The 19,047-nt window shown below is 71.0% G+C and carries 14 protein-coding genes, 4 tRNA genes and 1 other RNA gene; 10 read left to right on the forward strand and 9 right to left on the reverse strand.

The features are described 5' to 3' along the window. Window positions 1–52: 52 nt before the first annotated feature. Window positions 53–140: transfer RNA gene (locus M1203_RS22865), tRNA-Ser, on the reverse strand. Window positions 141–212: 72 nt separating this feature from the next. Between M1203_RS22865 and ffs the strand changes: the two genes are divergently transcribed. The 6 genes from ffs to M1203_RS22895 all read left to right on the forward strand — a co-directional run bounded on the left by ffs (window position 213) and on the right by M1203_RS22895 (window position 9,364). Beyond that, window positions 213–311, forward strand: an RNA gene (ffs, locus tag M1203_RS22870) — signal recognition particle sRNA small type. Window positions 312–362: 51 nt separating this feature from the next. Further along, on the forward strand, window positions 363–2,723 hold the full coding sequence (locus tag M1203_RS22875; protein ID WP_249951633.1) for a DNA polymerase III subunit gamma and tau: 2,361 nt from the start codon (window positions 363–365) through the stop codon (window positions 2,721–2,723). 82 nt (window positions 2,724–2,805) lie between these two features. Further along, window positions 2,806–4,056: a phosphoribosylamine--glycine ligase gene (gene purD, locus M1203_RS22880; RefSeq protein WP_249951634.1), complete on the forward strand. Its 1,251-nt coding sequence runs from the start codon at window positions 2,806–2,808 to the stop codon at window positions 4,054–4,056. 422 nt (window positions 4,057–4,478) lie between these two features. Then, window positions 4,479–6,452, forward strand: coding sequence for a hypothetical protein (locus M1203_RS22885; protein WP_249951635.1), 1,974 nt, complete (start codon window positions 4,479–4,481; stop codon window positions 6,450–6,452). A 372-nt stretch (window positions 6,453–6,824) separates the two neighbouring features. Further along, window positions 6,825–8,351 (forward strand): N,N-dimethylformamidase beta subunit family domain-containing protein, encoded by a 1,527-nt coding sequence (locus M1203_RS22890; protein ID WP_249951636.1) that lies wholly within the window; start codon window positions 6,825–6,827, stop codon window positions 8,349–8,351. 113 nt (window positions 8,352–8,464) lie between these two features. Continuing rightward, the gene (locus M1203_RS22895) at window positions 8,465–9,364 is read left to right on the forward strand and encodes a phosphoribosylaminoimidazolesuccinocarboxamide synthase (RefSeq protein WP_249951637.1); all 900 of its coding nucleotides are present in this window, start codon (window positions 8,465–8,467) and stop codon (window positions 9,362–9,364) included. Window positions 9,365–9,452: 88 nt separating this feature from the next. Here M1203_RS22895 and M1203_RS22900 read toward each other — a convergent pair. The 8 genes from M1203_RS22900 to M1203_RS22935 all read right to left on the reverse strand — a co-directional run bounded on the left by M1203_RS22900 (window position 9,453) and on the right by M1203_RS22935 (window position 14,372). Continuing rightward, window positions 9,453–9,525, reverse strand: a tRNA-Gly gene (locus M1203_RS22900). Window positions 9,526–9,547: 22 nt separating this feature from the next. Further along, window positions 9,548–10,159 (reverse strand): response regulator transcription factor, encoded by a 612-nt coding sequence (locus tag M1203_RS22905; RefSeq protein WP_249951638.1) that lies wholly within the window; start codon window positions 10,157–10,159, stop codon window positions 9,548–9,550. After that, window positions 10,156–11,685, reverse strand: coding sequence for a sensor histidine kinase (locus M1203_RS22910; protein ID WP_249951639.1), 1,530 nt, complete (start codon window positions 11,683–11,685; stop codon window positions 10,156–10,158). Before M1203_RS22910 ends, M1203_RS22905 begins: the two co-directional genes overlap by 4 nt. Window positions 11,686–11,724: 39 nt before the next feature. After that, the gene (locus M1203_RS22915) at window positions 11,725–12,552 is read right to left on the reverse strand and encodes an ABC transporter permease (protein ID WP_249951640.1); all 828 of its coding nucleotides are present in this window, start codon (window positions 12,550–12,552) and stop codon (window positions 11,725–11,727) included. Continuing rightward, complete coding sequence (locus M1203_RS22920) at window positions 12,549–13,517, reverse strand: ABC transporter ATP-binding protein (protein WP_249951641.1); 969 nt, start codon at window positions 13,515–13,517, stop codon at window positions 12,549–12,551. Before M1203_RS22920 ends, M1203_RS22915 begins: the two co-directional genes overlap by 4 nt. 141 nt (window positions 13,518–13,658) lie before the next feature. Continuing rightward, a tRNA-Gly gene (locus M1203_RS22925) sits at window positions 13,659–13,731 on the reverse strand. 81 nt (window positions 13,732–13,812) lie between these two features. Beyond that, window positions 13,813–13,884 (reverse strand) — tRNA-Gly (locus tag M1203_RS22930). A gap of 152 nt (window positions 13,885–14,036) precedes the next feature. Continuing rightward, complete coding sequence (locus M1203_RS22935; protein WP_249951642.1) at window positions 14,037–14,372, reverse strand: Lsr2 family protein; 336 nt, start codon at window positions 14,370–14,372, stop codon at window positions 14,037–14,039. A gap of 375 nt (window positions 14,373–14,747) precedes the next feature. Here M1203_RS22935 and purS point away from each other — a divergent pair, with 375 nt between their 5' ends. The 4 genes from purS (at window position 14,748) to M1203_RS22955 (ending at window position 19,042) form a co-directional block, all read left to right on the forward strand. Next, window positions 14,748–14,999 carry a phosphoribosylformylglycinamidine synthase subunit PurS gene (purS, locus tag M1203_RS22940; RefSeq protein ID WP_249951643.1) on the forward strand — a complete coding sequence of 84 codons (252 nt, stop codon included), beginning with the start codon at window positions 14,748–14,750 and terminating at the stop codon, window positions 14,997–14,999. After that, window positions 14,996–15,676: a phosphoribosylformylglycinamidine synthase subunit PurQ gene (gene purQ / locus M1203_RS22945; protein ID WP_249951644.1), complete on the forward strand. Its 681-nt coding sequence runs from the start codon at window positions 14,996–14,998 to the stop codon at window positions 15,674–15,676. The genes purS and purQ overlap by 4 nt, the downstream gene beginning before the upstream one ends. Window positions 15,677–15,773: 97 nt before the next feature. Then, the gene (purL, locus tag M1203_RS22950; RefSeq protein WP_249951645.1) at window positions 15,774–18,023 is read left to right on the forward strand and encodes a phosphoribosylformylglycinamidine synthase subunit PurL; all 2,250 of its coding nucleotides are present in this window, start codon (window positions 15,774–15,776) and stop codon (window positions 18,021–18,023) included. A 215-nt stretch (window positions 18,024–18,238) separates the two neighbouring features. Then, window positions 18,239–19,042 carry a maleylpyruvate isomerase family mycothiol-dependent enzyme gene (locus M1203_RS22955; RefSeq protein WP_249951646.1) on the forward strand — a complete coding sequence of 268 codons (804 nt, stop codon included), beginning with the start codon at window positions 18,239–18,241 and terminating at the stop codon, window positions 19,040–19,042. The last annotated feature ends 5 nt before the right edge of the window (window positions 19,043–19,047 follow it).

The following is a 19,047-nucleotide window of genomic DNA, read 5'->3' on the forward strand; positions in this document are numbered from 1 at the left end:
CTGACCAGTCGAGACTGGTCAGGGCCTTCGTCGTATTGCCCGGTGAGAGCAATGGCGGAGGATACGAGATTCGAACTCGTGAGGGGTTGCCCCCAACACGCTTTCCAAGCGTGCGCCCTAGGCCACTAGGCGAATCCTCCGCCGCAAACAATACAAGACGCTGGGGAGTGCTCGCGAACTCGATCCGGGCCTCCCGCATCGGGTACTGTGGGCGGAGCCCCTCACGTGGCGCTATCTGACTGAACTCCCCCAGGGCCGGAAGGCAGCAAGGGTAGGTTGGCTCTGGCGGGTGCGTGGGGGGTGCTTGTGTTGGGGGTGGCGGCAGGGGGGCGTTGTCGTAGGGGGCCGATATCGTCGTAGGTGTGTCGTCCCTTGCGCTGTACCGCCGTTATCGCCCCGAGTCGTTCGCCGAGGTCATCGGGCAGGAGCATGTCACTGACCCGCTGCAGCAGGCCCTGCGGAACAACCGGGTCAATCATGCGTACCTGTTCAGTGGGCCGCGCGGCTGTGGGAAGACGACCAGTGCACGCATCCTCGCGCGCTGTCTGAACTGTGAGCAGGGGCCGACGCCGACGCCGTGCGGGGAGTGCCAGTCCTGCAAGGACCTGGCCAGGAACGGGCCGGGGTCCATCGATGTGATCGAGATCGACGCCGCGTCGCACGGTGGTGTGGACGATGCCCGTGATCTTCGTGAGAAGGCGTTCTTCGGGCCGGCGAGCAGTCGTTACAAGATCTACATCATCGACGAGGCGCACATGGTCACCTCGGCGGGCTTCAACGCGCTGCTGAAGGTGGTCGAGGAGCCGCCGGAGCATCTCAAGTTCATCTTCGCGACCACCGAGCCCGAGAAGGTCATCGGCACGATCCGGTCGCGTACGCACCACTATCCGTTCCGGCTGGTCCCGCCGGGGACGCTGCGCGACTATCTCGGCGAGGTGTGCGGGAAGGAGCGGATCCCGGTCGCCGACGGGGTGTTGCCGCTGGTCGTACGCGCCGGTGGCGGGTCCGTGCGGGACTCGATGTCCGTCATGGATCAGTTGCTCGCGGGCGCGGCCGAGGACGGTGTGAAGTACGCCATGGCGACGGCCCTGCTCGGTTATACGGACGGGTCGCTGCTCGATTCGGTGGTGGACGCGTTCGCGGCGGGGGACGGGGCCGCGGCGTTCGAGGTCGTGGAGCAGGTCATCGAGGGCGGAAACGACCCGCGGCGCTTTGTCGCCGATCTGCTGGAGCGGCTGCGGGACCTGGTCATTCTGGCCGCCGTGCCGGATGCGGGGGAGAAGGGGCTGATCGATGCCCCCGCCGATGTCGTCGAGCGGATGCGGGCCCAGGCGTCGGTCTTCGGCGCGGCCGAGCTGAGCCGGGCGGCCGACCTGGTCAACACCGGGCTCACGGAAATGCGCGGGGCCACCTCGCCCCGGCTTCAGCTGGAGCTGATCTGTGCGCGGGTGCTGCTGCCCGCGGCCTTCGACGACGAGCGGTCGGTTCAGGCACGGCTCGACCGGCTGGAGCGCGGGGCGGCCGCGGCCGCTTCGGTCGCGGGGGCCGCGTTCTCGGCCGGGGGGCCCGGTCCCGCGACGGGGTACGTCCCCGGGCCCGAGGCGCACGCGCCCGTACCGACCGTGATGCCTGGGCCGTCGGCGCCCGCGCCCGTATCGCCGCCCATGCAGCATGCCGCTCCGGCGCCCGCCTCTCCGCCGCCGTCCGCGCCCCCGTCGGCACCCGCACCCACCCCCGCCGCCGAGTCGCAGCGGCCCGGTGCCTGGCCCTCCGCCGCGGCGCCGGAGGCTCCGGGGCGCCGTCCCGGCGGCTGGCCCACCGCGTCCGCGCCCGGACAGGGGCAGGGGCAGGGACAGGGGGCCGCATCGTCGCCGGGGCCCGCGTCCGCGCCGGCCGCTCCCCAGCCCGCTGCCGCCGCGCCGGCCCCCGGCATGACACAGGGCGCCGGTCAGGTGCGGAGCATGTGGCCGGACATCCTGGAGGCCGTGAAGAACCGCCGGCGCTTCACCTGGATCCTGCTCAGCCAGAACGCGCAGGTCGCGGGGTTCGACGGCACGACACTCCAGGTCGGCTTCATCAACGCGGGCGCCCGCGACAACTTCACCAGCAGCGGCAGCGAGGACGTGCTCAAACAGGCGCTCTCCGAGCAGTTCCATGTGCAGTGGAAGATCGAGGCGATCGTCGACCCGTCGGGCGGCACCGCCGCGCCCCCGGCGGGCGGAGGCGGCGGCGGTGGCGGTTACGGCGGCCAAGGCCCCGGCCCTGGCCCAGGCCCCGGCTCCGGCCCTGGTGGTGGCTACGGCGGTGGCGCGGCCGGCCCAGGTGGGGCGAGCGCACCCGGCGGCGGTGGGTACGGGGGCGGAGCCGGCGGTTACGGCGGCGCCCCCTCCGCCTCGAACGCCGCCCCGGCCACCCCGGCAGCCACGCAGACACAGCGCCCCGGCCAGCCCGCGCACGCGTCAGGGCCGTCGCCCGCCGCCCCCGCGCCCCAAGGCCCGACCGGTCCGGGTACGGCGCGATCCGAGTCCCAGCGCCGGAGCGGCCCCGACCGCTCGGAGCGGCCCGACAACAGACCCGTCGCGCCCACGAAGCCCCCCGTGGCACCGGAAGACGACATTCCGGAGGAGGACGATCCGGATCTCGTCGACTCCGCGCTCTCCGGCCATGACCTGATCGTGCGCGAGCTGGGGGCGACGGTTGTGGAGGAATACACAAACGAATAGCGGTCCGTCTTTCGGTGACCCGTCCAAGACCGACCGAGGCCCGCACACGGAGCGGCGCCCCGTCCGGGCTAGGCTGCCCCCCGTGAAGGTCCTTGTCATCGGCGGCGGCGCCCGCGAACACGCCCTGTGCCGCTCTCTCTCCCTCGACCCCGAGGTCACCGCTCTGCACTGCGCGCCCGGTAACGCCGGTATCGCCGAAGTGGCCGAGCTGCACGCGGTGGACGCGCTGGACGGTGCGGCCGTGGCCCGCCTCGCCACCGAGCTGGAGGCCGGGCTCGTCGTCGTCGGTCCCGAGGCCCCGCTGGTGGCCGGGGTCGCGGACGCCGTACGGAACGCGGGCATCCCGTGCTTCGGCCCGTCGCGGGAGGCGGCCGAGCTGGAGGGCTCCAAGGCCTTCGCCAAGGATGTGATGGCCTCGGCGAACGTTCCGACGGCCCGTAGCTACGTCTGCACCACCCCCGAACAGATCGACGACGCCCTCGACGCCTTCGGTCCGCCCTACGTCGTCAAGGACGACGGGCTGGCCGCCGGGAAGGGCGTCGTCGTGACCGCGGATCTCGCCGCGGCGCGCGCGCACGCGATCGGCTGCGACCGGGTCGTCATCGAGGAGTTCCTCGACGGCCCGGAGGTCTCCCTCTTCGCCATCACCGACGGCGAGACGGTCCTTCCGCTCCAGCCCGCGCAGGACTTCAAGCGCGCCCTCGACAACGACGAGGGCCCCAACACGGGCGGCATGGGGGCGTACTCCCCGCTCCCGTGGGCCGACCCCAAGCTGGTGGACGAGGTCCTGGAGACCGTGCTCCAGCCGACGGTCAACGAATTGCGCCGGCGCGGTACGCCCTTCTCGGGGCTGCTGTACGCGGGTCTCGCGATCACCGGACGCGGCGTGCGGGTCATCGAGTTCAACGCGCGCTTCGGCGACCCGGAGACACAGGTGGTCCTGGCGAGGCTCAGGACGCCGCTGGCCCGCGTCCTGCTGGCGGCGGCGGAGGGAGACCTCGCCGCGCTGCCCCCGCTGACCTGGCGCGACGACGCGGCGGTCACGGTGGTCGTCGCCTCGCACAACTACCCGGACACGCCGCGCACCGGCGACCCGATCGAGGGTCTGGGAGAGATCGCGGAACAGGATGCCCCCAACGCGTACGTCCTGCACGCCGGCACCCGGCGCGACGGCGACACGGTCGTGAGCGCCGGCGGTCGCGTGCTTTCGGTGACGGCGACGGGCCAGAACCTGACGCAGGCCCGGGAGCGCGCGTACACGGCGCTGCGCCGCATCCGTCTGGCGGGCTCCCAGCACCGCACGGACATCGCCCGCGAGGCCGCGGAAGCCTGATCCCGGGCGCCCGTCGTGGCCAGGCCGGGCACGCCCCGCCCGCCCCGGCCAGGCCCGTCCCGGCCAGGCCCGCCCCACCAGGCACGCACTGTCTGGCGGGGCACGCCCGGCCACACACACTCCGCCCGGCACGCGCTGCCCGGCCCCCGCCCCGCACCCCGCCGCCCCTCGATCACCCCGCCCCGCCCGGCCGGGCTGCCACGCCGCACGCCCTCACCCACCCCCTCGCGTCAGCAGCTTTGCCCAAAGCCATTCCATCGGGTGACCGTTGGGCCATCCGGATGACGGGTCTCCAGGGTCCAACTAGGGTGCGGCGCAGGCGTTCCGGCACTTGGCCCATCGGCATTGCGATGTCAGTGACGGGTGCCACAGTGGGGGAGTGAGCAACGCAGGCCGCGGGGCAGAGGGGGTGAGGTCCGACCATGTCCGGTTCCGGTATCCGTGAGGAGATGGGTGCTCAGGGCGCCCGTGTACGGGCTCTCGCCGTGCTGCGCATCCGCAGCAGGGCGCTGGCCGTGGCGCTGCTGCCCGCCGCCGTCGCCGTCGTACTGCTTGTCGGCGGCGCCACGGGCCGTATCAGTGGTGGGGGCTGGGACATCGCGCGCTGGGCCGTGACGGGCTTCGCGCTCGTCGTGCTGCTGCTCGCGGGTGCCGTCGCCGCCGTGGTCGCCCGCGCCAGGCCCGCGCTCAGCCCCACGGTCCCCGTCACCGAGAAGGCCGCCCCCGATCTCTACCGGCTGGTGCGCGATCTCGCGGAGCGGCTCGATGTGCCCGCGCCCTCCGCCATAGCGCTGACCCCGGACTGCGACAGCTGGCTGGAGGACCGTACGCATCCGGCGCACGCCGAGGCGTTCTCGCGTACGCACGCGGACCCATATACGCGCCACCGCGCGCTGTCCGGCTTCGGTGGCGGCCGTCGGCGCGCCGCCCGGCGGATCCCCGCCGCCCCTGTCCTCGTGATCGGTTCGCCCTTCCTGTGGTGGATGCGGGTCGCCGAGCTGCGCGCCGTACTGGCCCCCGTCGTGGCGGGTACGGGACCCTCGGCGCACCCCGACATAGCCGCGGCCCGCCGGTTCGTTCGGGGGTTGGACGCGGCGGTGGCTGTCGCGACCCGGCCGGGCCTGGGGCCGATACGACGGGTGGCGCTGGGTTTTGTCGGCCGGATCGCCAAGCTGCTGCTGCGCGGCTGCGGCGAGCACGCCGCGCTGATGGAGCGCGGCGTGGCGGCAGCGGCGTCCGAGCGCGCGCAGGCGGTGGACTACGGTCTGCGGATCGTCGCCCAGGAACAGGTCGGCCTCGCGTACGCGGGCTGGGACCGGCTGCTGACCAGGGTCGCCCTGCCCGCGTGGCGCATGGGCCGCTGGCCCTCCCGGCTGGACGCCGGCGTGGTGTCCGCCCTCACCGAGCTGTCCCGCCGCGACAGCCTCGCGGAAGGCTTCGCCTCCCGGCTCGGCGAGCGTCCCGCCTGCGATCTGCTCGAAGAACCGGGCGTGGTCGACGAGGCGGCCTCCCTGCTGGCCGCCCGCCTCTTCCACGGCGGCCCGGCCGAGGCGGGCCCGGACTGGTCCCCGGTGGACTGGCAGCAGTATCCGGAAGAGGTCGTCGACCGTAAGTGGCGCACGGAAGCGGCCAGGCTGCACCGCGTCCTCGACACCATGGGGGTACGGTGCTCCGCCGACCCCTCGGGCTCCGCGCTGAGCCCGGGCCCGACCCTGGAACGGGTCATCGACCATCTCTCCCGGCACGACGCCGGGTCGGACAAGCCCACTGGGACCAGCGGCTCCACCATGGCCGGAGGGACGAGCAAGAGCAGGACGAGCGAGAACAGGACGAGCGAGAACAGCGAGACCAGTGACTCGGCCGAAGCCGCCGACACAGCCGGAGCCGCCGACACGGCCAGAACCGCCGTCACCGCCGGAACGCCTGGAACCGCCGCAACCACTGGAAGCACTGGAAGCACTGGAACCGCCAGGACCGGTGGCGAGGCCGGTGACGCCTGTGAGCCCGGCGACGCCTTGGCCGCGGGCATCAGCGCTGAGCTGGCCCGCGAAGAGGCGGCGGCGGCCCCGTCCACCCCGGCGGAGGCCGCGAGCGACGCCCTCGCGCTCTGGGGCACCGACCCGCTGCCCCTCTTTCCGCTCCAGCCGCCCCGCAGCGGCCGTGAGCTGCTCGCCGACCATGTCACGGCGATGGTCTGCTGCTCCGCCGTCGACACGGCGGGCGCCGTGCCCGGTCTCGACTGGCTCGACGGCCCGGCGCTCCTGATCGACGGCGAGCGCCGCGCGGACCTGAGCGGGCGCGTCCTCAGCCTGGTCGAGGGCGGCGACGCGGAACCGCTCCGTTCCTGGCTGGTCTCGCTCGGTGTACGGGCCGAGAAGCCCGTACGCCTCGTGTGAGTCGCGCCACACGCCGCGGAGACCCGTCACACGCCCGTCCGAGGGCCGGAAATCGCCACCCGCCGCACGACAGCGCACGACAGCGCACGGCACGGGGCCCGGCGATCCGCCCGGCGTCACCCCGCGAGCGCCGATCGGCGCCCATCCTTTATCACACCGTGCATCCCGATTGTCGCCTTCCGTTAAGGTTAATTCGCAACGAACGGTGACGGAGTGCGTGCGTAATGTGATGTGCTGGGGATCGCCGCTTACACCCGACCGCTTCACCGGCCGGATAAACGGTCGTATCACCGGCGCGTCGGCGCTCGCGTCGGCGCATTCATCAATGGTCGTGCCACCTGATGGCGCGGGGGCTCGGAGGAGGGGCGCACCATGGGGGCGGACCAGATCCGGCGGTGGGAATCGGGTGCGCTCGCCCACGCGGTCAGCGATCCCTTCGGTCAGGGCCCGCTGCCCTGGCTGCGCGGCAGCGAGAACTACTTCGACGACACCGGCCATGTCGTGCCCTGGTACGCCGATCCGCATCTGGGCAGCGGCAGCCACGGCGGTCACGGGCACCACGGCGGTCACGGACACCACGGCGGCCATCACGGCGGCAGCGCCGGCAGCGGTGGCACCCGTACCGCCGACGACGTACGACGCCAGATCAAGGGCTTCGCGTCCACCGGCGCCGTCGCGCCCGGCGAGGCCATCGACTTCCATGTGACGGTCGACCCGCCCCAGCAGTTCTCGGTCGACATCTACCGGATCGGGCACTACGGCGGCGACGGCGCCCGCAAGATCATCACCAGCCCGCGGCTCTCCGGAATCGTCCAGCCGCCCCCGCTCGCCGCCGACCGGACCGTCTCCTGCCATCACTGGTGGCTCTCCTGGCGGCTCCAGATCCCGGAGTTCTGGGCCCTCGGCGCCTATGTCGCCGTCCTCACGACGCTCGACGGCTACCGCTCCCACATCCCCTTCACGGTCCGCGACAGCCACCCGGCCGACCTGCTCCTGCTCCTCCCCGACATCACCTGGCAGGCGTACAACCTCTATCCCGAGGACGGCCACACCGGCGCCAGCCTCTACCACGCCTGGGACGAGGAGGGCCGGCTCCTCGGCGAGCGCGACGCCGCCACGACCGTCTCCTTCGACCGCCCCTACGCGGGCGCGGGACTGCCGCTCCATGTCGGCCACGCCTACGACTTCATCCGCTGGGCCGAGCGGTACGGCTACGACCTCGCCTACGCCGACACCCGCGATCTGCACGCGGGCCGTGTCGACCCCAGCCGTTACCGGGGCCTGGTCTTCCCCGGCCATGACGAGTACTGGTCCGTGCCCATGCGCCGGACCGTCGAGGCCGCGCGGGACGGCGGCACCTCACTCGTCTTCCTCTCCGCCAACACCATGTACTGGCAGGTGGAGTTGGGGCCCTCGGCCTCCGGCGTCCCCGACCGCCTGCTCACCTGCCGCAAGCGCCGAGGTCCCGGCCGCCCCGCGCTCTGGCGCGAGGTGGACCGGCCGGAGCAGCAGCTGCTCGGTATCCAGTACGCGGGCCGCGTCCCCGAGCCGCGCCCCCTGGTCGTACGGAACGCCGATCACTGGCTCTGGGAAGCCACCGGCGCGACCGAGGGCGACGAGATCGAGGGCCTGGTCGCCGGTGAGGCGGACCGTTACTTCCCGCGTACCGCGCTCCCCGAGCACCAGGACCGGATCCTGCTCGCGCACTCCCCGTACCGCGATCTCGACAACAGCAGGCGCCACCAGGAGACCTCGCTCTACCGCGCGCCGTCCGGCGCGCTCGTCTTCGCGTCGGGGACTTTCGCGTGGTCCCCGGCGCTGGACCGGCCGGGCCATGTGGACGCCCGTATCCAGCGCGCGACCGCCAACCTCCTGGACCGGATCTGCAAGCGGGACTGAGGGCACGGGGAGCCGGCTGCCCACGGCGCACCGCACCCCTGCGAGCTGGGACTTCCGGCATACGGGAGAATCGAGGCGATCTCTCAGATCGGACAGAACCACGGGGAGGAACCGTGTCCGGATTCGTAGAAAAGCCCGAGCCCGTCGAGGTGCCGGGTCTGGTGCACATCCACACCGGCAAGGTGCGGGATCTGTACCGGAACGAGGCGGGCGACCTCGTGATGGTCGCCAGTGACCGAATGTCCGCGTACGACTGGGTGCTGCCCACCGAATTCCCCGACAAGGGCCGGGTGCTCACCCAGCTCTCGCTCTGGTGGTTCGAGAAGCTCAGCGACCTCGTGCCCAACCATGTGATCTCCACCGACCTCCCCCCGGGCGCCCCCGCCGACTGGGCCGGCCGCACGCTCATCTGCCGGTCGCTCCGGATGATCCCGGTGGAGTGCGTCGCCCGCGGCTATCTGACGGGCTCGGGTCTCGCCGAGTACGAGCAGACCCGTACCGTCTGCGGGCTCGCGCTCCCCGAAGGGCTCACGGACGGCTCCGAGCTGCCCGCGCCGATCTTCACGCCCGCCACCAAGGCGGCGGTCGGTGACCACGACGAGAACGTCCCGTACGAGGAAGTCGCCCACCAGGCCGGCGCGGAGACCGCCGCCCTGCTGCGCCGGACGACCCTCGACATCTACGGCCGGGCCCGGGACATCGCCCGCGACCGGGGGATCATCCTCGCCGACACCAAGTTCGAGTTCGGCTTCGACGGCGATGATCTGGTGCTCGCCGACGAGGTGTTGACCCCCGACTCCTCGCGTTTCTGGCCGGCCGCCGACTGGGAGCCGGGCCACCCGCAGCCGTCGTTCGACAAGCAGTACGTACGCGACTGGCTGACCTCCCCGGAGTCCGGCTGGGACCGCCGGAGCGAGCAGCCGCCGCCCCCGCTGCCGAGGGAGATCGTCGACGCGACCCGAGCGAAGTACCTGGAGGCGTACGAACTCCTCACCGGCCTCAGCTGGCGGTAGGCCCCGGCCCGCACGAGCAGCGGCCGAGACCTGCCATCGGAACACAGAGAAGCCCCCCGGCCGATTCGGCCGGGGGGCTTCTGCACTGAGCGGACGACCAGGTTCGAACTGGCGACCTCAACCTTGGCAAGGTTGCGCTCTACCAACTGAGCTACGTCCGCGTGCGCCGTGGCGCGGAGCCAACTATACCCAACCTCGCTCGCGTGCGAGACGCACCGCCGTATGTCGGTTCTCCGCCCCCAGTTTCGAGGCCGCCGACGACAGATAGTTCCGTACGGTCCCCTGCGACAGAGACGCGCGCTCCGCGACCTCCGAGATGGGTGCTCCGTCCGCCGCCAGCTCCAGGACCTCGGCCTCCCGCGCGGTGAGCGGCGAGTCCCCGGCCGAGATGGCGTCCGCCGCCAACTCGGGGTCGACGAAACGGTTCCCGGCGTGGACGGTGCGGATGATCTCGGCGAGCTGCCGCGCGCTCACCGTCTTCGGTACGAAGCCCCGTACGCCCGCGGCCAGCGCCCGCTTCAGATGGCCCGGCCGGCCGTGGCTCGTCACGATCATCGTCCGGCAGCCGGGCAGATCGGTACGGAGCGATGTGGCGACTTTCACACCGTCCGCGCCGGGCATCTGGAGATCCAGTACGGCCACATCGGGCCGGTGGGCCCGTGCCATCGCCAGCGCCTCGGGCCCGGAGGCCGCCTCGGCGACCACGATCAGATCGTCTTCGAGCGCGAGCAGGGCGGCGAGCGCGCCCCGGATCAGATGCTCGTCGTCGGCGAGCAGGACGCGAACAGGACTCATACCGTCACTTCCTCGCCGGTCTCGGTCTCGCCGGTCTCACCGACCTCATCGTCCACGGGGCGTACGTGCCCGGTGTGCCCGGGGTGGCCGGTGTTCCCAGAGGGCTCGGCGTGGTCGGCGGGGTCGGCGGGGCCGGTGTGCTCGGTGACCGTCCTCGGCAGCGGCACCCGCGCCGTCAGTACGAAGCAGCCGTCCGCCGTACTCCCCGCTTCGAGGGTCCCGTCCAGCGCGGCCAGTCGCTCCCGCAGCCCGGCGAGCCCTGAGCCCTTCCCGGACAGTCCCGATCCGCGGCGCGCGAGCCCGGCGCCCTTCCCGGCCAACCCGTCGGCGCCGACGTCGGACACCCCGTCGTTCTCCACGGTCAGGACCGCCTCCCGGCCACCGGACCCACTCCCGGACCCGTGGCACCCGGCCAAAGACCCGGATGCCGAGGACCCGAATGCCGAGGACCCGGATGCCAAGGACCCGGACTCGCCTGTCTGCGACAGCCGTACGGTGCACCGCCGGGCGTCCCCGTGCCGCAGCACATTCGTCGTCGCTTCCCGTACCACCCACCCGAGAGCCGACTGGATCTCGGCGGACAGTCCTTCGACATCGCCCCCCTTGATCCGGCAGTCGATGCCCGCCGCCTTCAACACCCCCCGGGCTCCTTCCAGTTCGGTGTGCAGATCCGCTTCCCGGTAGCCGCGTACGACCTCCCGTACCTCCCGCTGCGACTCCTGCGCGAGCTGCTGCACCTCGGTCATCTGGGTCACCGCCCCCGGCCGGTCGCGCTCGGCCAGCTGGACCGCCAGCTCGCTCTTCAGCGCGATCACCGCGAGATTGCGGCCCATGACATCGTGCAGATCGCGCCCGAACCGCAAGCGCTCCTCCGCGATCGCCAGCCGCGTATGCAGCTCGCGTGCCTCGTCCAGCTCCCAGACGACGCTGACCAACCAGGCCGAGAAGACATAGGTGAACGCGAGAGCCGCACTCGTGGCGGTGACCCCGGCCGCGTTCGCGACGGCGTTGTTCCACTCCAGCCCCACCACCAGACTCATGACCGCCGTCCCGGCCGCCGTACCGAGCACGGCGTACACCCTGTGCGCCGCCGTGCGCAGGCCCAGGGCGATCGCCGCCAGGCCGAAACCGGCGATCCCCATCAAGAGAAACGCGTAGCCCTGATCCTGTGGAATGGAATTGGTGTTCCGCAGCGCGAGCAGGATGATGATGCCTCCGCCGGTCAGCGCGGAAACGCTCAGAATCAGCCGTAGAGGCTGCTCGCGTCGGCCGAGACGCCAGTCCATGGCCATGGACAGCAGCACACCGCAGAGCACGGCATGTGTGACGACCAACAGAAAGAGCCAGCCGCCGAGCTGCCCCCCGACCTCGCCGCCGGCTCCGTCGAGGAGCTGCGGAACGCCGATCGCGCCGACTTCGAGGCCCGCGAGGGCGTGGAACGTCCAGCGGGTGTAGAGCTCGACCTTGACCATGTTGCTCCTGGCCGGCCCGCCCCTGCCGTTCCACCAGCCCGTCAGTCTGGACATCGCGCCCTTCCTCGGTGTCCCGGTGCCTGTGTCCGTGTCTCAGCGACGTGGCTCCCAGCGGAACCATCGCTGTACAGCAAACACTGAGAGGATGGTCCAAACCAAGGCGCTCAGCGCCGCGCCGAGCAGGTCGGGGCCGTCCGTCCCGCCGAGCCAGCCCGCGCGGATCAGCGTCATGGCCCCGGTCACCGGCAGCAGCTCGCAGAACGAGGCCATCCGCTCCGGCAGCGCCTCCAGCGGGATGAACAGCCCCGAGCCGATCACCGAGATCATGAACAGCGGCATGATGCTGATCTGAGCGCTCTCGACGGTACGGGTGAACGCGGAGGTCACGGCGGCCAGCGCGCTGAGCAGCAGCAGCCCGATCAGGAGCCCGCCGACCAGCACCACCGGCTGCTGCGGCGCGCGGACATCGAGGAACACGACCCCGGCGGCGATCATCACGGCCGCCTGTATGAACGCGAGTCCGGCCGCCGGCAGCGCGGTGCCGATCAGGATCTCCCGGTCGGACGCTTCCATCGTGCGGAGCCGCTTGAGCACCAGTTCCTCGCGCCGCGCGGTGTACGCGGAGGTGAGACTGCCGTAGACGGCCATGATCAGCACCATGCCGATGCCGCCGGTCATCGCCGCCTCAAGGGCGCTGATCCCGGTCTCGCCGAGGTCGATCCCGCCGAGCGACTGTCTGATCGCCACGATCATTCCGAGCGGTACGAACAGGGCGGTGAACAGCGCCGTTCTGTTCCGCAGGAGGAGCGAGAACTCGGCCCGGCCGAGCGACTTGAGATGGTCTCCTGTCGTCGTCGTCGTCCGTACGCCGCTCTCCCCGCTCCGGGGGCTCTCCGTCTTCTTCGAGCTCACCGTGCTCATCGCGCGTCCACCGTTCCCGCTGTTCCGACCGTTCCGACCGTTCCGGCAATTCCCGCCGTTTCCGTCCCGCGCGCCGCGATGTCGAGGAAGGCCTCTTCGAGGGAGGCGGACCGCGCGTCCAGCGCCTCCAGCTCCACGCCCGATTCCTCGGCCCACCGGAGGAGTTCGCTCAGATCCCGCTGGAGCCGCCGCGTACGGATCTCCACCGCCCGTCCGTCCGCCCCCGCCCGCAGGGACAGCGGGAGCCGCCCGGCGGGAACGTCCTCGGGCAGGACGAAGCGGATCCGGGCCGGCCGGGAGGCGGTCACCTCGGCCGGGGTGCCGGTGACATCGATCCGGCCCTGGTGCATGATCGCCAGCCGGTCGGCAAGGGTCTCGGCCTCTTCCAGATAGTGCGTGGTCAGCAGCACGGTCGTACCGCCGTCCCGCAGCTCCCTGACCAATTCCCAGGTGTCGCGCCGCCCTTCGGCGTCCAGCCCGGTCGTCGGCTCGTCGAGGAAAAGCACCTCGGGCCGGCCGAGCAGCGCGAGCGCCAGATCCAGGCGCCGCTTCTCCCCGCCGGACAGCTGCTTGACGCGTACGCCTGAGCGCTGAGTGAGCCCCACCAGAGCCAATGCCTCCTGAGTGGGCCGTGCCCCGGTGGTGCAGCCGGCGCACATCCGCACGGTCTCGGCGACCGTCAGATCGGACGGGAAGCCGCCCTCCTGGAGCATCACCCCCATCCGGGGCCGGACGGACTTCCGCTCGGTGTACGGATCATGGCCGAGCACCCGGACCGTGCCGCCGCTGGGCCGGGCCAGGCCCTCCAGCAGTTCGACGGTGGAAGTCTTGCCCGCGCCGTTCGTCCCCAGCAGCGCGAACAGCTCGCCGCGCCCCACGGAGAAGGAGATACCGTCCACCGCGGTGAAGCCGCCGGCGTATGCCCGCCTCAGCTCTTCCACCTCGATTACCGCGTCGTTCATCATGCTTCGAGGTTTCCGCCGGACCGGTGGGGACGGCAGTGCGCGGTGTCATCGCGGGGGATGACATTTGTCATCGTCGGCCGGGACAAGCGACGGGACAAACGAAGAAAGCCCCGGTCGAAGTGACCGGGGCCTTCATCTCTGAGCGGACGACCAGGTTCGAACTGGCGACCTCAACCTTGGCAAGGTTGCGCTCTACCAACTGAGCTACGTCCGCAGTGCGTCGGAAGACCGACGCGAACACCACTCTACCTGATCCAATTGAACCTTCGGACCACTGGACCGGAGAGCGATGCAGAGCGGGTGACAGGAATTGCACACTGCGCCTCCCCCTTGGAAAGGGGGCGTTCTGCTACTGAACTACACCCGCACGCTGCTTGGGGTTTGGCCTTTCGGCCTTGCCCCTCGGCGTGGTCCAAACTCTAGCCGATCAATGGGGGTGCTGTGCAACTCCGTGCGCCTCGGGGCGCGCTGTCCGCGGGACCGGGCCGCCCCCAGCCCGCGGACCCGGGCGCCGCGGGCTCAACTCGCCTCGCGGAACGCCTCGTACACGCGCTTGGGGATCCGGCCCCTGGCCGGCACCTCCATCTTGTGCGACTGCGCCCAGGCGCGGACCGCCGCCGGGTCGGGCGCGAGGGTGGTGTGCCGGTAGCTGGTGCGAGACTTGCCGTGCTTGCTGGCGTTTGTCTGCTTTCGGCCTGCGGCCATGAACGGTGCCAGGGCCTTGCGCAGTTTCTTTGCATTGGCGGGATTGAGGTCGATCTCGTACGACTTCCCGTCCAGGCCGAACGTGACCGTTTCCGCCGCTTCTCCTCCGTCGATGTCGTCGGAGAGCGTGACCACTACGCGTTGCGCCACGGATATCGGTCCTTTCCTGCGGTGCCACTCGCCTCCGTCACCTGCGGGAAACGCGGCTGACGTGCGGTGATACCGGCCTTCCGGCTGTTATGGGGCAATGCTGCTTTCTTCTGCATTCCTTTGTACAGCGGTGGGCGTCGCATTGTGAAGCCCAGCCAATTACATCAGCGTGTCCCACGGCAATGGCGGATGCGACTTTTTCCCTGGATTTTTCCCGTTGTCGCCGGGGCCGAAATCGCGGCGTGATCTGTGAACCAGCATATCTACCCGCGTAGATTTTGGAGCCGGGTACGCTGAGAGAGCTCGGGGGGTCTGGGGGATTCCCCGGAGAAGACAGCAGCGAGAACCAGCCGCACCACACCACCGGGAGTGCCAGTGGCACGCGTCGTAGTCGACGTCATGCTCAAGCCGGAGATCCTCGACCCGCAGGGCCAGGCGGTGCAGCGCGCACTGCCCCGCCTGGGTTTCGAGGGCATCGCCGACGTCCGTCAGGGGAAGCGCTTCGAGCTTGAGGTGGCAGGGCCGGTCGACGAAGCCGCCCTCGCCCGTATCCATGAGATGGCCGAGACGTTTCTCGCCAACACCGTCATCGAAGACTTCATCGTGAAGGTCGAGGAGTCGAAGTGACCTCTCGTATCGGAGTCGTCACCTTTCCCGGCACGCTGGACGACCGGGACAGCCTGCGCGCCGTCCGGATCGCCGGGGCCGAGCCCGTCTCCCTCTGGCACCGCGACAAGGACCTCAAGCAGGTCGACGCCGTCGTGCTGGCCGGCGGCTTCAGCTACGGCGACTATCTGCGGGCGGGCGCCATCTCCCGGTTCTCCCCGGTGATGGAGACGGTCATCGAGCAGGCGAAGGCCGGTCTGCCGGTCCTCGGTATCTGCAACGGCTTCCAGATCCTCACCGAGTCCCATCTGCTGCCCGGTGCGATGCTCAGGAACAACCACCTGCACTTCATCTGCCGCGACCAGAAGCTGCGGGTGGAGACCACGGACACCGCCTGGACCGCCGATTACGAGACCGGCCAGGAGATCTCCGTACCCCTCAAGAACATCGACGGCCGGTATGTCGCCGACGAGCGCACGCTCGACGAGCTGGAGGCCGAGGGCAGGGTCGCCTTCCGCTATCTGGACGGCAACCCCAACGGTTCGCTGCGCGACATCGCCGGAGTCACCAACGCGGCGGGCAATGTCGTCGGCCTGATGCCGCACCCCGAGCACGCGGTGGAGCCGCTGATCGGTACGGGCCGCACCGACGGCCTGGGGTTCTTCACCTCGATCCTGAAGAAGCTGGTAAGCGCCTGATGACCATCAAGACCCTCGATGCCGGAACAGCCGAGGGAGCGAGTGAGCGCCCCGGTCTGACGTACCTGAAGCACAGCGCGCGAAGGAGCGACCGAGCGTGACCCTCGATACGGTCAAGCACGCGAGCGGCACCCCCGAGGCCGAGCAGCCCTGGAAGGAACTCGGCCTCAAGGAGGACGAGTACGCCCGGATCCGCGAGATCCTGGAGCGCCGTCCCACCGGTGCCGAGCTGGCCATGTACTCCGTCATGTGGTCCGAGCACTGCTCGTACAAGAGCAGCAAGGTGCACCTCAAGCAGTTCGGCGAGAAGGCCCCGGCCAGCGACGCGATGCTCGTGGGCATCGGTGAGAACGCGGGCGTCGTGGACGTCGGCCAGGGGTACGCGGTCACGTTCAAGGTCGAGTCCCACAACCACCCCTCGTACATCGAGCCCTACCAGGGCGCGGCCACCGGCGTCGGCGGCATTGTGCGCGACATCCTCGCCATGGGCGCCCGCCCGGTCGCCGTCGTGGACCCGCTCCGCTTCGGCGCCGCCGACCACCCCGACACCAAGCGCGTCCTGCCGGGCGTCGTCGCGGGCATCGGCGGCTACGGCAACTGCCTGGGCCTGCCGAACATCGGCGGCGAGGTCGTCTTCGACGCCTGCTACCAGGGCAACCCGCTGGTCAACGCCGGCTGTATCGGTGTGATGAAGCACGAGGACATCCACCTCGCGAAGGCCTCGGGCCCCGGCAACAAGGTGATCCTGTACGGCGCCCGCACCGGCGGCGACGGCATCGGCGGGGTCTCCGTCCTGGCGTCCGAGACCTTCGAGTCCACCGGACCGGCCAAGCGGCCCGCCGTCCAGGTCGGCGACCCCTTCCAGGAGAAGCTGCTCATCGAGTGCACCCTGGAGATCTTCCGCGAGAAGCTGGTCGCCGGTATCCAGGACCTCGGCGGCGCCGGGCTCTCCTGCGCCACCAGCGAGCTGGCCTCCGCCGGTTCCGGCGGGATGCGGGTCGAGCTGGACACCGTGCCGCTGCGTGACGCGACCCTCTCGCCCGAGGAAATCCTCATGAGCGAGTCGCAGGAGCGCATGTGCGCGGTGGTCGAGCCCGACAAGGTCGACCGCTTCATGGAGATCTGCGAGAAGTGGGACGTCATCGCCACCGTCATCGGTGAGGTGACCGAGGGCGAGCGCCTGGAGATCTTCTGGCACGGCGAGCAGATCGTCGACGTACCGCCGCGCTCGGTGGCGCACGACGGTCCGGTCTACCACCGGCCGTACGCGCGCCCCGACTGGCAGGACGCCCTCCAGGCGGACGACGCCAACAAGCTGGCCCGCCCGGCGACCTCCGCCGAGCTCAGGGAGCAGGTCCTGCGGCTGATCGCGTCGCCGAACCAGGCGTCCAAGGCGTGGATCACCGACCAGTACGACCGGTTCGTGCAGGGCAACACCGTCCTCGCGCAGCCCGAGGACGCCGGAATGGTCCGGATCGACGAGGAGTCGAACCTGGGCGTGGCGATGGCGACCGACGGCAACGGCCGGTACGCGAAGCTCGACCCGTACACGGGCGCACAGCTCGCGCTGGCCGAGTCGTACCGCAATGTCGCCGCCTCCGGTGCCACGCCGCTCGCCATCTCCGACTGCCTGAACTTCGGCTCGCCCGAGGACCCGGCCGTCATGTGGCAGTTCGCCGAGGCCACGCGCGGTCTGGCGGACGGCTGCCGCCAGTTGGGCACCCCGGTCACCGGCGGCAATGTCTCGCTCTACAACCAGACGGGCGAGACGGCCATCCATCCGACGCCGGTCGTCGCGGTGCTCGGTGTGATCGACGATGTCAACCGCCGTACGCCGATCGCCTTCGCGGAAGAGGGCCAGCTCCTCTATCTGCTGGGCGAGACGCGCGAGGAGTTCGGCGGCTCGGCCTGGTCGCAGGTCGTCCACGACCACCTCGGCGGGCTGCCGCCGGCCGTGGACCTGGACCGGGAGAAGCTGCTCGGCGAGATCCTGATCTCGGCGTCCCGCGACGGCATGATCGACGCGGCGCACGATCTGAGCGACGGCGGTCTGATCCAGGCGGTCACCGAGTCCTGCCTGCGTGGCGGGAACGGCGCCCGGCTGGTCGTGCCGGACGGTCTGGACGCGTTCACGTTCCTGCTCAGCGAGTCCGCGGGGCGCGCGGTCGTCTCCGTACCGCGCAGCGAGGAGCTTCGCTTCACCGACATGTGCGGTGCGCGCGGGCTGCCCGTGGCCCGGATCGGGGTCGTGGACGGCGAGGCGATCGAGATCCAGGACGAGTTCAGCCTCACGCTGGCCGAGCTGAAGGAAGCCCACGAGGGCACGATCCCCGCGCTGCTGGCCTGAGGTCCGGCCGTATCCGGGGTCGTATCGGCCCCGGATCGCGGTCCGTATCCGGGGCCGTGTCCGAACGAACGCGGCGATGAGCCCCCGCCCGGTCTCCACCGGGCGGGGGCCCGCGGCGACAGGATCACGCGCCGGCGCGGGTCACTTCGCGCCAGTCGTGGCGGGGATGCGTACGGCCCCGGCGGCCGGCCGGGGGCCGCGCATATGCTCGCGCCATGCCACCGGCCAAGAAGCGTCTGCGCAGCTACGACTCCGCCAAGATCCGGACCGCTGTTCTGACCCAGTTCGGGACGGTACGCGAGGCGGTCGCCCGGCTCACCCCCGAGCAGCTCGCGCTGCCCACCGCGCTCGGCGACTGGACCGTACGCGAGCTGGCCGCGCATCTCAGCATGGCCGTCGAGTCCGTCAACCGCTATCTCGAACAGCCCGAATACCCGGGACCGCCGCCCGGCCCCGTGGTCGTCCTGCCCGAGTGGCCCTTCACGACCGCTGCGCACGCCACGGCCATCTCCGAGGACATTCGCGCGCTCGCCGCGTCCGCCGCCCCCGACGAACTGTTCGAGCGGGCCGGGACCCGGATCGCCGCCCTGCTGCCCGACGCCCCCGACGACCGGCTGCTGGCGACCCGGATCGGTGCCATACGCCTCGGGGACTATCTGGTCACCCGGACCGTCGAGCTGATCGTCCACACCGACGACCTGAACCGGGCGACCGGGCTGAGCATTCCGTACGAGCGGCAGGCGCTCGCCGCCTGTACGCGACTGCTCGCCGACGCCCTCGCGGTGAAGGCGCCCGGGGCCTCGACCGAGGTACGGATCCCGCCGTACGCCGTGGTGCAGTGCGTGGAAGGTCCCCGGCACACCCGTGGGACGCCCCCGAACGTCGTGGAGACCGATCCGCTGACCTGGGTCAGGCTCGCCACCGGACGTACGACCTGGCACGACGCGCTCGGCGCGGCGCGGGTCAGCGCCAGTGGGGAGCGCGCGGATCTGGCCGGGCTGCTCCCCCTCATGGGGTGACGGGA

Source organism: Streptomyces sp. 35G-GA-8 (genome assembly GCF_023534745.1).
In the GTDB taxonomy this organism is placed as follows: Bacteria; Actinomycetota; Actinomycetes; order Streptomycetales; family Streptomycetaceae; genus Streptomyces.